This window comes from Kosakonia sp. S42 (genome assembly GCF_016624785.1).
Lineage (GTDB): Bacteria > Pseudomonadota > Gammaproteobacteria > Enterobacterales > Enterobacteriaceae > Kosakonia > Kosakonia cowanii.
The window spans coordinates 41139-55973 of sequence record NZ_JACVTW010000006.1 but is presented as its reverse complement, the minus strand read 5'-3'; the positions used below and the strand labels follow the sequence as shown (position 1 = coordinate 55973).

Here is a 14835-nt window from a genome sequence, read left to right as displayed (position 1 = left end):
AATTATTTGAAAATGTTGAACGCACGTTAGGTTAAGAATGAGTCTATATGGCGGCAGGAAATTTGCCGCGATCAACGATTAAGACTCCACTTTACGAACATAAATGATTACTATTCTCACCTACAACAATAAGCGGAACCGCAGTTTCGTGCACTGGATGCTTGTGAATCGGTAATCATAATTTCAACAAAGGGAGTCGTTATGTCTTTAGCTCATTTTTCTTCGTCGCGCCTGCACCGTGCGCTGTTCCTCGGTTCGTTGCTGCTGGCAGGCTCATTCAGCGCCCACGCAGCCGAAGAGATGCTGCGCAAAGCGGTCGGTAAGGGCGCGTATGAGATGGCCGTCAGCCAGCAGGAGAACGCCTTATGGGTTGCCACCTCGCAAAGCCGCAAAACCGATAAAGGCGGTGTGATCTACCGCCTCGATCCCGCCAACCTGGATATCACCCAGGCCATTCACAGCGATGTGAAACCCTTTGGCGCGGCGATCAACCAGCAGACGCAGACGCTCTGGTTCGGCAATACCGTGAATGGTTCAGTCACTGCCGTCGATGCAAAAACCGGTGATATCAAAGGCCGCGTAGTGCTTGATGGGCGTAAACGTTCCGACACCGTGCGTCCGCTTAGCCCACGAGAACTGGTGGTAGATGACACCACCAATACGCTTTACGTGACGGGCGTCGGTAAAGAGAGCGCCATCTGGGTGGTCGACGGCGCAGCGATGACGCTGAAAAGCACAATTGCGAACACCGGCACATACAGCACCGGGCTGGCGCTTGATGCCGCCGCGAAACGTCTTTACAGCACCAACGGTGATGGCGAACTGCTGACCATTGATACCGCGACTAACAAAATTATCGACCGCAAGAAGTTGCAGGATGACGGGAAAGAGCACTTCTATCTTAACCTGAGCCTTGATACCGCCGGTCACCGCGCCTTTATCACCGACTCGAAAGCGGCGGAAGTGCTGGTTGTTGATACCCGCTCCGGCAAGGTGCTGCAACGCGTCGCCGCCCCGGAATCGCTGGCGGTGCTGTTTAACCCGGCGCGCAACGAAGTCTATGTCACGCACCGCGAGGCGGGCAAAGTGAGCGTTATCGACGCGAAGAGCTACAAGGTCGTGAAGAGTTTCGACACCCCGACGCACCCGAACAGCCTCGCGCTGTCGCCGGATGGCAAAACGCTCTACGTCAGCGTAAAACAGGCGTCGAGCCGCGAAAAAGAGGCCACGCAGCCGGACGATATCATCCGTATCGCGCTGTAACAGCCAGCAGCAACAAGCTCCCTGCGGGGAGCTTTTTTTTACCGATCCTCAACCGTTTCTACGCCGATAAAATGGCTGACCCGACCCTGCGGGCTGATGTCGTGAAGCATCAGGGAGACGGGATCGGTAATCGGCGGAACGTTGTTCTCATCCAGCAGCAGCGGATTTGCCGGGCAGATGGAGCCGCAACAGTAGGCGGCCACACCGGAGAAGGTCGATGCCATCGCGCGGTGCACATGCCCGCAGCAGATCGCCAGCGGCGGGTGCGGCAGGCGGTTAATCAGCGCCGTCAGCGCCTCACCACCTTCGCACATTGCCGTATCCAGCGGCGCAATGCCGCTCGGGAAGAGGTGCTGATGCAAAAAGAGCATTGCCGGTTGCGCCACCTCGCGCAAAGCCTGCTCCAGCCACGGCAGATGGGGCGTAATATCGCCGCCGCTTTTCCCGGCAACCGTCACATCCACGCCAATCAGCGAAATCCCTTCAACCGTTTCATTGAAATGCAGCGGTTCTTCAGCGGAGTATGCCGCCAGCTGCGGCATCGTCGCGCACATCACCGTTTTATCATCGGCGTTACCCGCCAGCAGCAGGGTGCGGCAGGGCAAACGGCTAAGCTGTGCGGCGATATCGCGATACCCCTCAGCCCAGCCATCATCTGCCAGATCGCCGCTTACCACCACGATATCGGGCGGGAAGGCGAGAAGCCAAGCAACGGCGGCACGCAGCCGGGCGAGGTTGTCGTTATCGGCTGCGGCGTGAATATCGCTAAGTTGAGCAATGCGCATCGTGTCCCCGGATGAGGTGAGTTATCAATCAGCAGTATGGCAGCGCTACGCCATCAGGCATAATCCGGCAGATATAATATTCACCGCTTAACAAGGATTATTGCTATGCATCTGCCTGCTAAATCATCTCTCGCGCTACTTCTGCTCGGCGCGTCAGCCGCCAACGCCGCCACCATCGATGCGGCAACCCTCACCGCCATTGCCCGTTTGCAGGAGGAGAAGCTGCACGCGCGCATCGGTATCGCGGTGATCGATACCGCCTCGGGTAAGAGCGTCAGCTACCGCGGTGATGAGCGTTTTCCGCTGAACAGCACCCATAAAGCGCTGCTCTGCGGCGCGCTGCTCAGCAAGGTTGATCGGGGGGAGTTTGCCCTCAGCGACACCACGCAGTTCAGCAAAGAGCCGCTGGTGGACTATTCACCGGTAACCAGCAAATTTGTCGCGCCAAAAAGCATGAGCTGGCAGCAGGTGTGCAGCGCGGCGATTAGCTACAGCGATAATACCGCCGCTAATCTGGTGGCGCAGAAACTGGGCGGCCCGCAGAAGGTCACCGCCTTGCTTGCCGGTTTAGGTGACAACGTCACGCGAATGGATCGTAAAGAGCCGGAGCTGAACAGCGCCGTGCCCGGCGATCTGCAGGACACCACCACGCCGCTCGCCGTCAGCCACACGCTGGAGAAACTGACGCTCGGCGACGCGCTCAAACCCGAAAGCCGTGCGCAGCTGGTGCAGTGGATGAAGGATGACAACGTTGCCGATGCGCTGCTGCGCGCGTCGCTGCCATCCGGCTGGAAAATCGGTGATAAGACCGGCGCCGGCGCCTACGGTTCGCGCTCAATTATCAGCGTGGTGTGGCCGAAAAAAGGGCAGCCAATAATTGTCTCTGTCTATATTACGCAAACAGAAGCGACGCTGGCGCAAAGTAACGATGCCATTGCACGCATCGGCAAAAGCATATTTGAGGCAACGCGCTAAATAAACGGGCAGGGATAAAACCGGCTTAAGTTGAATTTTATCTCTGCCTCGACAAGATGAACGACGGCCCGTTCCCGGAACATGACGACCCCATCAAATTGCCGATTGGCACCAACCCGCTGCACCCGCAAGTTGCTTCCTGCCCGGCGGCAAGGATCTTTGCCAGTGACCGAAACAACATGGGCAACGCGGAAACATTGCCCTATGTCGCCACCACCTACTCGATAACCAAGCTGTTCCGCCACTGGACGATGATGCTCGCCTTTTTCCTCATGCATATCTACATGGCCTTCTGGGTTAAAGGCTCGATCACCGGGATGATTGAGGGGAGAGTGAGCCGCCGCTGGGCTAAAAAGCACCATCCGCGCTGGTACCGTGAGGTCGAAGCGCAGGAGGACAAGCAGAGACAATAACCGCCATCGCCCGGTATACAGCGCTGTACCGGGCGACGTACACCTCCGACCTGCGCCCATCGGGTTGCCAATTATCGTCTATGATTGTTCATCGTGGCATCGTGGAGAGGTAATTGCATGGCGACCAAAACGTTTTCAAAAACATGGGGTGCAGAGCGACTGGCCGACGGCGCGGTTCGCTTCCGTTTGTGGGCCACCGGTCAGCAGAGCGTAACGCTACGTCTTGACGGGCAAGAGAAGCCGATGACGCGCAGCGAAGAGGGGTGGTTTGAAACCACCATCTCCCGCGTGAACGCAGGCGCGCAGTATCAATTTGTCCTCGCCGACGGTATGGCGATCCCCGATCCCGCCTCGCGCGGCCAGCTGGCAGAGGTTAACGGCCCGTCGCTGGTTGTCGATCCTGAAAGCTATCAGTGGCAACACGCTGACTGGCAGGGCCGCCCGTGGGAAGAGGCGGTGGTTTACGAATTACATATCGGCACCTTTACGCCGCAGGGCACCTTTCAGGCGGCGATCGAAAAATTACCCTATCTCGCTGAGCTTGGCGTCACCATGGTTGAGGTGATGCCGGTCTCGCAATTTGGCGGCACCCGCGGCTGGGGCTATGACGGCGTACTGCTCTATGCGCCGCACTCTGCCTACGGCACGCCCGATGATTTCAAAGCTTTTGTTGACGCTGCCCACGGCTACGGCCTGTCGGTGGTGCTCGATATCGTGCTTAACCACTTTGGGCCGGAGGGCAACTACCTGCCGCTGCTGTCGCCCGATTTCTTCCACAAAGAGCGCCAGACGCCGTGGGGCGCGGGCATTGCTTATGACGTCGACGCCGCGCGCGCCTATATTAGCGAAGCGCCGCTCTACTGGCTGCATGAGTACAACCTCGACGGCCTGCGTTTCGACGCTATCGACCAGATTGAGGACACCAACGAGCCGCATATCCTGGTCGAGATCGCCAAACGCATTCGCCAGGAGATCACCGACCGCCCGATCCATCTCACCACCGAAGACAGCCGCAATATCGTCTCGCTGCATCCGCGCGATGAATCCGGCACCGCCACGCTCTTTACCGGCGAGTGGAACGATGATTTCCACAACGCGGTACACGTCTTCGCCACCGGCGAGACGCACGCCTATTACGAAGATTTTGCCGACAGCCCGGAAAAATGGGTAGCGCGCGTGCTGGCTGAAGGCTTTGCCTACCAGGGCGAAGTGTCGCAGCACGCGGGCGAACCGCGCGGGGTCGACAGCACCCAACAACCGCCGGTGGCGTTTGTTGACTTTATCCAGAACCATGACCAGGTAGGCAACCGCGCGCAGGGCGATCGCCTGATCTCATTAGCCGGAGCCGATCGCACCCGCGTGATGCTCGCGACGCTGCTGCTGTCGCCGCATATTCCGCTGCTGTTTATGGGCGAAGAGTATGGCGAAACCAATCCGTTCCTCTTCTTTACCGATTTCCACGGCGATCTGGCAAAAGCGGTGCGCGAAGGGCGCACGCGTGAATTTGAAGGCCACGCCGGGCATGAAGGGGAAGATGTGCCCGATCCGAACGATCCGGAAACCTTTACCCGCTCCCAGCTCGACTGGACGCGCCCGCACAGCGTGGAAGGGCAGCGCTGGCTGGCGTTTAGCCGTGAACTGCTCGCCCTGCGCCAGCAGCAGATTGTGCCGCTGTTACGCGGCGCGACCCGCCAGCAGGGCGAGATTATTGCCACTGCGCCCGGTTTTATCGCCGTGCGCTGGGCGCTGCCGCAGGGCACGCTCTCGATGGCGCTGAATATCGGTACGGCCAGCCAGCCGCTACCGGAACTGCCAGGCGAAACGCTTTTTGCCTGGCCTGAGGCGGGTGCCGAACTGGCGCAGAATGCCATTATTGTTCGTTTATCGCAGGGAGAAGCCGAGTGAGCACGCCAACCGCAACCTACCGCCTGCAGTTTCGTAACGGCATGACCTTTGAGCGCGCCGTGGCGCTGGTGCCCTATATCAAAAAGCTGGGCATCAGCCACCTTTACGCTTCACCTATTTTTACCGCCACTTCCGGCTCCACGCACGGGTATGACGTCACCGACGCTAACGAGATCGACCCGACCCTTGGCGGTCGGGAAGGGTTCGACAAGCTGGCGCAGGCGCTGAAAGCCGCCGGGCTGGGGCTGATCATTGATATCGTGCCAAACCATATGGCCGCTTCTCTGGAGAACGCCTGGTGGCGCGATGTGATTGCTAAGGGCGAAAAGAGCCCATGGGCGCGCCATTTTGATATCGACTGGTCGCGCCGCCTGACGCTGCCGTTCCTCGGCGAAGATTTTGACGCCGTGGTGGAGAAGGGCGAGCTGAAAGTGGAAGCCGACCCGCAAACCGGTAAACCGGCATTTGTCTATTACGAGAGCGTTTACCCGCTGGTGGAAGCGAGCTGGCAGGGGCGCGAGCAGGAAATTCTTGGCCTGACCGATGCGGCGAAAATTGCCGAATTGCACGAGCAGCAGCCCTGGCGGCTGATGAGCTGGCGCGATGCGGCGAGCGATCTCTCCTATCGCCGCTTCTTTGAAATCACCGGCCTCGTCGGCATGCGGGTGGAAGATGATCAGGTCTTTGATGACACCCATAAACTGATCCTCGAACTGGTGCACAGCGGCGCGGTCGATGGCCTGCGCGTCGATCACGTCGACGGCCTTGCCGACCCGCGTGGCTACCTGATGCGCTTGCGGCAGAAAGCGGGCGATGAGTGCCATATCACCGTTGAGAAGATCCTCGGTAAAGGTGAGCATCTGCCCGAAGACTGGCCGGTTTCCGGCACCACCGGGTATGAGTTTATCGCTGCGCTCTCCGATGTGCTGGTTGATGATGAGAATCTCGACGGCCTGCGCGAGGCTTACGATCAGGTGGTCGGTAAACCGGTCGACATGAAAGCAGAGCTGCGCTCGGCGAAGCTGCTGATGGTCGATCGTAACTTTGCCGGAGAGTTCAGCGTGCTGCTGCGACTTGCCGGTGAGATCGCCGGGCATGAAGCCTCTGCACCTGCTGAAGAGGCGTTGCGCCAGGCGTTGCGCGAGCTGCTGATCGCTTTCCCGGTCTATCGCACCTACGGCACAGCGCAGGGTCTGCCGCCTGCCGACCTGGCGCTGCTGCAAAAAGTGGTCTCGAAGGTGAAGGCCAGCAGCTTTGCCCCGGAGCCAACCGCGCTCGACTTTATTACCCGTATTCTGACCGGCGATCTGCCTGACAGCGCGCGTGAAGAGGCTGCCCGTTTCCGTACCCGCTTCCAGCAGTTAACCGGGCCGCTGATGGCCAAATCGGTGGAAGATACGCTCTTCTTCCGTCAGAACATGGATCTCGCCCTCAACGAAGTGGGTGCCGAGCCGTTACGCCGTAACTTTTCCCTTGCCCGTTTCCATCAGGAGATGCAGACACGGCTTGAGAAACAGCCCGACGCGCTCTCCGGCACCTCGACCCACGACACCAAGCGCGGGGAAGATGCGCGCGCCAGGCTTTACACCCTGACGGAAGCGCCCGCGCGCTGGGCCGAGTGCGTGACCCGCTGGCGTGAAATGAACGAAGAGAAAGTGAGCATGCTGGAGGATGGCCCCGCGCCACGTCCGGCGGTAGCGTGGATGATCTACCAGGCGCTGGCAGGCGTCTGGCCGGTGACGTTGCAGCCGGACGATGCCGAAGGGCTGAAAGCGCTGGAGGGGCGTTTTGTTGAGTTTGTCGAGAAGGCGCTGCGCGAAGCGAAACAGCGTACCGACTGGGTCGACAGCAACGATGCCTATGAAAGCGCGGTGCTGGACTACGTTCGCCACCTGCTTTCGCCGGATAATCAGCCATTTTTACAGGATTTCACCACATCTTTACTGCCATTTATCCGCGCCGGGCTGGTGAATAGCCTGACCCAGACGCTGATTAAGCTGGCCGCGCCGGGCGTACCGGATATCTACCAGGGCAGCGAAGCGCTCAATTTCAGCCTCGTTGACCCGGACAACCGCCTGGAGCCGGACTATCCGGAACTGGAGCGCCTGCTCGATGCCCAGGAGCACGCCGACCCGCGTTTGCAGGAGGGGTGGTCGAGCGGTCAGCTGAAGCAATCCTTTATCGCGCGCCTGCTGCACCTGCGTCAGGAGAAACCGGCGCTGTTCCGCCACGGTGAGTATTTGCCGCTGAACGCCGACGGCGAGCAGGCAGATAATGTCATCGCCTTCGCGCGTGTTGATGAGGATGACGCGCTGATTGTGCTGGCACCGCGCCTGCTGTTTGGCGCGCTGGATGGCAGCCTGAACGGAGCGGTGATCCCGTTACCGGAGCGGCTGGCGCATCGCCATTACCGGGATATGCTTAGCGGAGAGGATGTGTTGCTCAACGATCGCGTCAATTTGCGGTCGATTGGCGGTTTTACGTTTGCAGTACTGGTCAGCGCATAAAACGACTTTATGCGACTGGTTGGGTTAAGTCAGGTGACGCTCTAAATAAGAGAAAGAGGGATCATGTCTAACGGTAAGCCATATCACATCACGGCGGGGCACGGCCAGCAACTCGGTGCGAATTACGACGGTGAGGGCGTGAACTTTGCGCTCTTTTCAGCTCACGCTCATCGCGTGGAACTCTGCTTATACGATCCGAGCGGCAAACAGGAGATTGCCCGCCTGGAAATGCCGGAATATACCCATGAAATCTGGCACGGCTATGTGCCAGGCCTGAAACCCGGTGCCCTCTATGGCTACCGTGTGCATGGCCCGTACGACCCGGAAAACGGCCATCGCTTCAACCCCAACAAACTGCTGGTCGACCCCTATGCGCGGGAGCTGGTTGGCGATATTGAGTGGAACGAAGCGCACTTTGCCTACGATCTGCTGCACGAAGATAAAGATTTAACCTTTGACGAGCGCGACAGCGCACCGTTTACGCCGAAGTGCCGGGTTATCGATCCCAACGAGTTTGAGTGGCAGGATCAAAACCGGCCGAATATCGCCTGGCCGAGCGCCATCATTTACGAAACCCACGTTAAGGGTTTCACCCAGCTTAATCAGGGCATCCCGCAGGATCTGCGCGGCACCTTTGAAGGGATGGGGCACAAGGCGACGGTCGACTATATCAAGAGCCTCGGCATCACCTCGGTAGAGCTGCTGCCGGTGCACTGGTTCCCGGACGATCAGCACTTGCTCGATAAAGGGCTGCACAACTTCTGGGGCTACAACACCCTCGGTTTCTTTGCGCCCGCCTCGCGTTACTACGGCCCGCGCGGCATCCAGGGGTTCCGCGACATGGTGCGCGCCTTCCACGATGCGGGTATCGAGGTGATCCTCGACGTGGTTTATAACCACACCGCCGAAGGTAATGAACTCGGCCCGACGCTCTCCTTTAAGGGCATCGATAACTTCTCTTACTACCGCACGCTGCCGGATCAGCATCGTTACTACATCAACGATACCGGTACCGGCAACACGGTGAACACCTCCCATCCGCGCGTGCTGCAAATGGTGACGGACTCCCTGCGCTACTGGTCGGAATCGATGCATATCGACGGTTTCCGCTTCGACCTCGGCACCATTCTTGGCCGCGAGCCGGAAGGGTTTGACCAGCGCGGCGGCTTCTTCGACGCCATCACCCAGGATCCGGTGCTCTCAAAGCTGAAACTGATTGGTGAGCCGTGGGATATCGGCCCTGGCGGTTACCAGGTTGGCGGCTTCCCGCCGGGCTGGGCGGAGTGGAACGACAAATACCGCGATACGCTGCGTGAATACTGGAAGGGCGATAACGTCTCGACCGATTTCGCGGCCCGCCTGCTCGGCTCCGGCGATCTCTACGATCTGCGCGGGCGTCGTCCGTGGGCGAGCGTCAACTTCATCACCGCCCACGACGGTTTTACGCTTAACGACCTGGTGTCGTACAACGAAAAACATAACGAGGCGAACGGCGAAGATAACAACGACGGTCACAATGACAACCGCTCCTATAACTACGGCGCGGAAGGCCCGACCGACGATGAAGGCATCAACGCCGTGCGCGAGCGCCAGAAACGCAACTTCCTCGCCACGCTGCTCTTCTCCCACGGCACGCCGATGCTGCTGGCGGGCGACGAGTTTGGCCGCAGCCAGTCCGGCAATAACAACGGTTACTGCCAGGATAGCGAGATCTCCTGGATTCATTGGGACACCTTAAACGGCGCGAACGAAGCGCTGCGCGAGTTTACCCGCCAGGTGATTGAACTGCGCGCCGCGCAGCCGCTGCTGCGCCGCGAAAACTGGCGCGACGGGATGGAGATCAAGTGGTACAACGCCGGCGGCGGCGAGCAGCTGCCGGAACAGTGGGAAGAGGGAACCACGCTCGGCGTCTATATTGGCCGCGCCGATCTGCAAGAGGAAGATGGCATCTGGCACGACGTGCTGATGCTGTTCAACCCGTTTGAAGGCAACGTACCATTCCGCATTCCGCAGTTTGGTGAAGGAGGCTGGGTGCTGGAACTGACCACCTCCGATACGGTGAAACGCGGGATCGTTATCACCAAAGAGAAGGATTTCGAGCTGGAAGGCCGCAGCATCGCGCTGTTCCGCCGCCCGTAATAGTTTCCTGTTACTCCGCACTTTTTCAGGCGCACTCGTTGCGCCTGTTTTTTTATTTCACTTTTTTAGCAATATTTCCCGCGCTCATTCGTCTACTTCATCACAGGTATTTATTCGCTAATCTGATGAGGAAGAAAAACAATGAGAGATTTTCATATGAATGAACGGCAGCACGGTTTTGGTCGCCATCGCGGCGCGAAGCCGCTGATCATTGGCGCCGCGCTGTTTGTGGTGCTCGGCCTGGTGGTGATGTCGCTGTGGAACGCGCTGTTGCCAGAGATCCTTGGGGTAAAGAGCATCGGCTTCTGGCAGGCGCTCGGGATCCTGGTGCTGTCGCGCATTCTCTTTGGTGGCCTCGGTTTTCGCCCCGGCATGTTCGGCATGGGCCGCGCCCACCGTCGTATGCATGAGCGCTGGATGGCGATGACGCCGGAGCAGCGCGAAGAGTTTGTCGAAAAACGCCGCGAAGGTTTTCGCCGCCACGGCCACTGCGGCTGGCACGAACGTCGCGGTGAGCCGGAGCAGCAGCGTCCGAACGCGGGTGAGCGCGATGACCCGCGTCATGACGACTGAGTCCGCACTTATCACGGCGCTGAACGCCTGCCGCTCAAAGCTGAAAGCCTTTATCCGCAGCCGCTCGCCGGTGAAAGAGGAGAGCGAAGATATCCTCCAGGAGATCAGCTGGCAGTTAATGAAGGTTGAGCAGCCGGTGGAGAATGTCGCCGCCTGGCTGTTTCGCGCCGCCCGCAACGAGATGACCGACCGGGCGCGTAAAAAGCGGGAAGTGCCATTATCGGGCCTGTTTGCTGACGGTGATGAGGAGTCAGACTTCGTTGAAGATGAGGTAGCCGAAACGCTGTTTGGCATCGCCCAGACGCCGGAAGAGGAGTATCTGAAGGGGCTTTTGTGGGAGGAGTTGGGCCGGGCGCTGGCAGAGCTGCCCGAAGCACAGCGCGAGGTGTTCGAAAAAACCGAGTTACAGGGTTACACTTGCAAAGCCCTGGCGCAGGAGCTGGGCGTCAGCGTGCAGACCCTGCTGTCGCGCAAGCATAAAGCGGTGCTCTATCTGCGCGCGCGCATGCAAACGCTCTATGACGCGCTGACCGGGGAGTAACTAACAGCCACCAGGAAGGAGAAGGGCGTGACGGATGAGGAGCTAACTCGCCTCGTGCACGACAAAAGCGACTACCGCAAGCGGCTGGATCTGATTGCCCGCCTGCAACAGGAGCAGAGTGCGCGCAGCACACAAGCGCTGGTCACGCTGGCGAATGAGGATTTTGTCTTCGCCGTGCGCCACGCGGCATGGGAGGCGTTAAGGGAGCGTGGCGTGGCCGTGAAAGAGCCACGGCTACGCTCGCGCTTTGCGGACTGGCTGGAGAGGGCTATGAACAAAACCGCGCGCGTAATACGTTTACTTGGCGATTTTTACTGGAAATGGATCCCGTAATTACCGCCCCCAGCGCCCCTGTAGGTAGTCTACCGCCTGGCGGGTCTGCGGCTGCGCCAGGTAACCTTCGCGGAACAGGATCGTCCCGGCAATACCCGGCAGGGTTTCATTCATCTCAATCTGCTTTCTTAGCTCCGGCACGCCACCGTCGCGCGTCCACTCCGGCTCCATTCTCGACGGCTCACCCACTTTATAGAGCGCCACGCCAATATAGAGCTTAGTGTTTGTCGGTTTCACCACCTGCGCCCACCACTTCGCCAGCACATCGTAGCGCGCGGCATCGCGGGTAAAGGGCCAGTAGATCTGCGGCGCAATATAGTCGAGCAACCCCTGTTGCACCCAGCGGCGGGTATCGGCAAAGGATTCATCATAGGCTGCCGCGCCGCGCGTCTCTGAACCTGCCGGATCGAACGAGCGATTACGCCAGACGCCCGCCGGGCTGACGCCAAACTGCACGTTAGGATTCAGTTGCTTGATGGTGCGCGACACCTGCTCAATCAACAGCTGGGTGTTGTGCCGACGCCAGTCGGCTTTGGCGACAAAACCTTGCCCATACTGGCGAAACGTCTGGCTGTCATTCAGCGCCGAACTCGCCGTTTCGCTGTAGAAGTAGTCATCAAACTGCACGCCATCCACCGGGTAGCGCGCTACCACCTCGGCGACAATGCTGGTGATCCAGTCGCGCACTTCCGGAATACCGGGGTCGAGCACATAACGGTCGCCCGCCGTGCGGATCCACTCCCGGTGCAGAACAAAAATCGACGCCGGGCGCAGGGAGAGGGTGCGGTTAAGCTCCGCAACCGTGGAGGGTTTGGTATTGGTCGAGACGCGGTAAGGGTTAAACCAGGCGTGCACCTTCATGCCGCGCTGGTGCGCCTCATCCAGAATAAATTGCAGCGGATCGTAACCCGGATCCTGACCAATCACCCCGGTAAGCGTATCCGACCACGGCAAAATTTTTGACGGCCACAGCGCGGTAGCGTCCGGTTTCACCTGGAAGAAGACGGTGTTAATGCCGAGGCGTTGCAGCTTATCGAGCTTTGCGATCAGCGCCGCCTTCTGCTGCTCTGCGCGCAGCGCCGGGCTGAGGGTTACCGAGTTGATCGGCGGCCAGTCGAGACGGGAAACCGTCGCCAGCCAGATACCGCGCATGGTTTGCGGCTGGCTCAGCCCGCCATCAGGCAGCGGCTGTTTGCTCACCGGCGGGTTCGGCGTCACAAGGGATTTCGGCGCTTTCGACGCGCAGCTGGCCAGCAGCAACGCAGCCATCAGCACGGCCATCTTTTTCAGGCGGCCTGTCCGGGTAACACAACGCGGGTGTGTGGTCATAGGTTTCTGTTTTTTCAGCGAGATACGGGGCAAATACATTCTGGTCGGATTACCGGCTAAGTCAAACAATTCAGTGAGTGAATCTATCTAGCGAATGCTAAAGGTCTCGTGAACACGTTTCAGGCTGCCGTCCGGCCTCTCCTCGTAACTGGTTTTACCAAAGCTATAGACGGTTTTCTTGCCGGGATGGATGAAAATCAACATCACCATCTCTTTATAGATGCAGTTTTCCGGCGCGCTGATATCGGTAAAGCAGTTGTAGTCATCAATACTGCCGTCGCGGGTGCCTGTCGGCAGGCGATCGTAGCGATCGAAGTTCATGATCATCACTACGGCGTTACCGGGGCGCACCAGCAGCGGAAACTGCTTTTGCAGCGCCGCGCGGTTCTCGCGCCACCAGTTCACTTTGCCTTTATCACTCAACGGCAGGTTTTTCACGTAGAGCGCGCTGTCATCGGCTCGGATCGCCTGCGGCGTGCGCAGAAACAGCCACGCCAGCCAGACCACGCCGATAAGTAACAGCAGTGCCGCCGTTTTTTTCACCATATCCCGAGCCTCTCCCTGTGATGTGAAGTGGCATTCTCACCCGCCCGCGCCTGATGTCAATCGCGGCGGCACACTTCTTGCTTTAGTGAGGCTACGGTTTTCTGGAGAAGGGTGTGCGATGACGCTTTCAGCTCTCGATTTTGTGCTCGCCTCGCGGCGCAGCGAAATCACCGGCCTGCAGCAGCTGTTGCAGATGGGCAAGCTGGTCGGCGCGGTGAGCCAGCTTATTCATCTGCTACAACGCGAGCGCGGCACGGCCAATATTTTTCTCTGCTCGCAGGGGAAAACCTGGGGCGGGCGGCTGCGCGAGCGGGCAGAGCAGGTGGAGCGCGCCGCGCAGGCGGTGCATCAGCAGCTGGCAACGCTCGATCAGGAGGGGCTGGCGCGGGGCAACGCCGCGCGGCTCTTTAGCCGCATCGCCAGCGTGCTGCACAGCCTGAGCACGCTGCCGCCGCTGCGCGAGCAGGTGCAGCAGCTCGCCATCGCCCAGCCGGAAGCGATGCAGCGCTACAACGAGGTGATCCGCTGCCATCTGGCGCTGATCGTGGAAACGGCAGACACCTCCGGCGATCCCAGCGTCTCACGCGCATTGCTGGCGCTGTTCAGCTTTATGCAGGGCAAAGAGCTGGCCGGGCAGGAGCGGGCGCTGGTGGCGGCAGGCTTTACCATTGGTTCGGTTGATGAGTCAGCAAGCCAGCAACTGGTGGAGCTGATTGATGCCCAGGAGCGCTGCTTTCACACCTTCAGCGAGTTTGCCGATGCCGCAAGCCTCGGGCTGTGGCAGCAACAGCAGCAGGAGGAGAGCCGCGAGCTGGAGCGCTTTCGCCGCCTCGCCTGTAGCCGCACGCTGCCGCCGGGTGAGCCAACGGAGGCGGCGCTGCGCTGGTTTGAGGTCACTACAATGCGTATCGATGCCATGAAACGTATTGAAGATGCACTTGAGAAGGCGGTGATGCAGTGCTGTCGCCAGCGTATTGCTACCGCGCAGCGCGACGCCGAGCAGCAGCGTCAGGAGATCGCCCAGCTGCCGCAGGCTGAGGATCACTTTACGGCGCTGATCCCGCCGCAACTGAGCCGCGCGGTGCTGGAGCTGGTTGAGCAGCAGTCCCGCCAGTTGCAGGCGCTGGATGCCGAACTCGCCGGGCTGCGCGCCACCCTTGCCGAGCGCAAGCTGGTGGAGCGGGCGAAAAGCCTGCTGATGCAGCACCACGCGATGAGCGAGCCGCAGGCGCACAAAACCCTGCGCGAGATGGCGATGCAGCAGAACAAGAAACTGGCGGAGATCGCCGATGCGATGCTCTCCGTCGCGGCGGTAATGGGCAAAAAGCCCCTCTAACCCCAAAGGAGTAGCTGCACCGCAGGTGTGCATTTCACCGCCCGTTGCGGTGCAAATTGTGTGAGCCAATTCGCTAATCGCCTGTTTTTACAGGCATCAGAAACCTGGCACACATTCTGCTTATCTTATATACGAAGGTGCTGGCTAATGGCGGTCAGCATCACTTCCCGGATAAAGGCGTCCGTTAGCG

General features: G+C 59.5%; 12 protein-coding genes and 2 pseudogenes. 11 read left to right on the top strand and 3 right to left on the bottom strand.

The features are described 5' to 3' along the window. Positions 1 to 201: 201 nt before the first annotated feature. Positions 202 to 1263: a YncE family protein gene (locus tag IAE50_RS10000; protein WP_094419912.1), complete on the top strand. Its 1062-nt coding sequence runs from the start codon at positions 202 to 204 to the stop codon at positions 1261 to 1263. Positions 1264 to 1301: 38 nt separating this feature from the next. On the opposite strand, the gene IAE50_RS09995 is transcribed toward IAE50_RS10000, so the two are convergent. Continuing rightward, on the bottom strand, positions 1302 to 2048 hold the full coding sequence (locus tag IAE50_RS09995; RefSeq protein ID WP_200580175.1) for a metallophosphoesterase: 747 nt from the start codon (positions 2046 to 2048) through the stop codon (positions 1302 to 1304). Positions 2049 to 2153: 105 nt separating this feature from the next. Here IAE50_RS09995 and bla point away from each other — a divergent pair, with 105 nt between their 5' ends. The 9 genes and pseudogenes from bla to IAE50_RS09950 all read left to right on the top strand — a co-directional run bounded on the left by bla (position 2154) and on the right by IAE50_RS09950 (position 11434). Then, positions 2154 to 3023: a class A beta-lactamase gene (gene bla, locus IAE50_RS09990; RefSeq protein WP_200580174.1), complete on the top strand. Its 870-nt coding sequence runs from the start codon at positions 2154 to 2156 to the stop codon at positions 3021 to 3023. A gap of 47 nt (positions 3024 to 3070) precedes the next feature. Beyond that, a pseudogene (locus tag IAE50_RS09985) lies at positions 3071 to 3274 on the top strand (hypothetical protein); the annotation flags it as partial. 18 nt (positions 3275 to 3292) lie between these two features. Then, a pseudogene (locus tag IAE50_RS09980) lies at positions 3293 to 3436 on the top strand (formate dehydrogenase cytochrome b556 subunit); the annotation flags it as partial. A 117-nt stretch (positions 3437 to 3553) separates the two neighbouring features. Then, positions 3554 to 5341 (top strand): malto-oligosyltrehalose trehalohydrolase, encoded by a 1788-nt coding sequence (gene treZ / locus IAE50_RS09975; protein WP_200580173.1) that lies wholly within the window; start codon positions 3554 to 3556, stop codon positions 5339 to 5341. A gap of 41 nt (positions 5342 to 5382) precedes the next feature. Further along, positions 5383 to 7848, top strand: a complete 2466-nt coding sequence (gene treY, locus IAE50_RS09970) for a malto-oligosyltrehalose synthase (protein ID WP_232045497.1) — start codon at positions 5383 to 5385, stop codon at positions 7846 to 7848. Positions 7849 to 7911: 63 nt separating this feature from the next. Continuing rightward, positions 7912 to 9987 (top strand): glycogen debranching protein GlgX, encoded by a 2076-nt coding sequence (gene glgX, locus IAE50_RS09965; RefSeq protein ID WP_200580171.1) that lies wholly within the window; start codon positions 7912 to 7914, stop codon positions 9985 to 9987. 141 nt (positions 9988 to 10128) lie between these two features. After that, positions 10129 to 10560: a hypothetical protein gene (locus IAE50_RS09960; protein ID WP_023478826.1), complete on the top strand. Its 432-nt coding sequence runs from the start codon at positions 10129 to 10131 to the stop codon at positions 10558 to 10560. Next, the gene (locus tag IAE50_RS09955) at positions 10550 to 11101 is read left to right on the top strand and encodes an RNA polymerase sigma factor (protein WP_232044982.1); all 552 of its coding nucleotides are present in this window, start codon (positions 10550 to 10552) and stop codon (positions 11099 to 11101) included. Before IAE50_RS09960 ends, IAE50_RS09955 begins: the two co-directional genes overlap by 11 nt. 27 nt (positions 11102 to 11128) lie before the next feature. Continuing rightward, the gene (locus IAE50_RS09950; RefSeq protein WP_200580170.1) at positions 11129 to 11434 is read left to right on the top strand and encodes a hypothetical protein; all 306 of its coding nucleotides are present in this window, start codon (positions 11129 to 11131) and stop codon (positions 11432 to 11434) included. Here IAE50_RS09950 and IAE50_RS09945 read toward each other — a convergent pair whose 3' ends face one another. Together IAE50_RS09945 and IAE50_RS09940 are read right to left on the bottom strand one after the other, a co-directional pair. After that, the gene (locus IAE50_RS09945; protein ID WP_200580169.1) at positions 11435 to 12763 is read right to left on the bottom strand and encodes a glycoside hydrolase family 10 protein; all 1329 of its coding nucleotides are present in this window, start codon (positions 12761 to 12763) and stop codon (positions 11435 to 11437) included. Positions 12764 to 12850: 87 nt separating this feature from the next. Next, the gene (locus tag IAE50_RS09940; protein WP_200580168.1) at positions 12851 to 13309 is read right to left on the bottom strand and encodes a DUF943 family protein; all 459 of its coding nucleotides are present in this window, start codon (positions 13307 to 13309) and stop codon (positions 12851 to 12853) included. 118 nt (positions 13310 to 13427) lie between these two features. On the opposite strand from IAE50_RS09940, the gene IAE50_RS09935 reads away from it, so the two are divergent. Then, the gene (locus IAE50_RS09935) at positions 13428 to 14645 is read left to right on the top strand and encodes a nitrate regulatory protein (protein ID WP_200580167.1); all 1218 of its coding nucleotides are present in this window, start codon (positions 13428 to 13430) and stop codon (positions 14643 to 14645) included. The last annotated feature ends 190 nt before the right edge of the window (positions 14646 to 14835 follow it).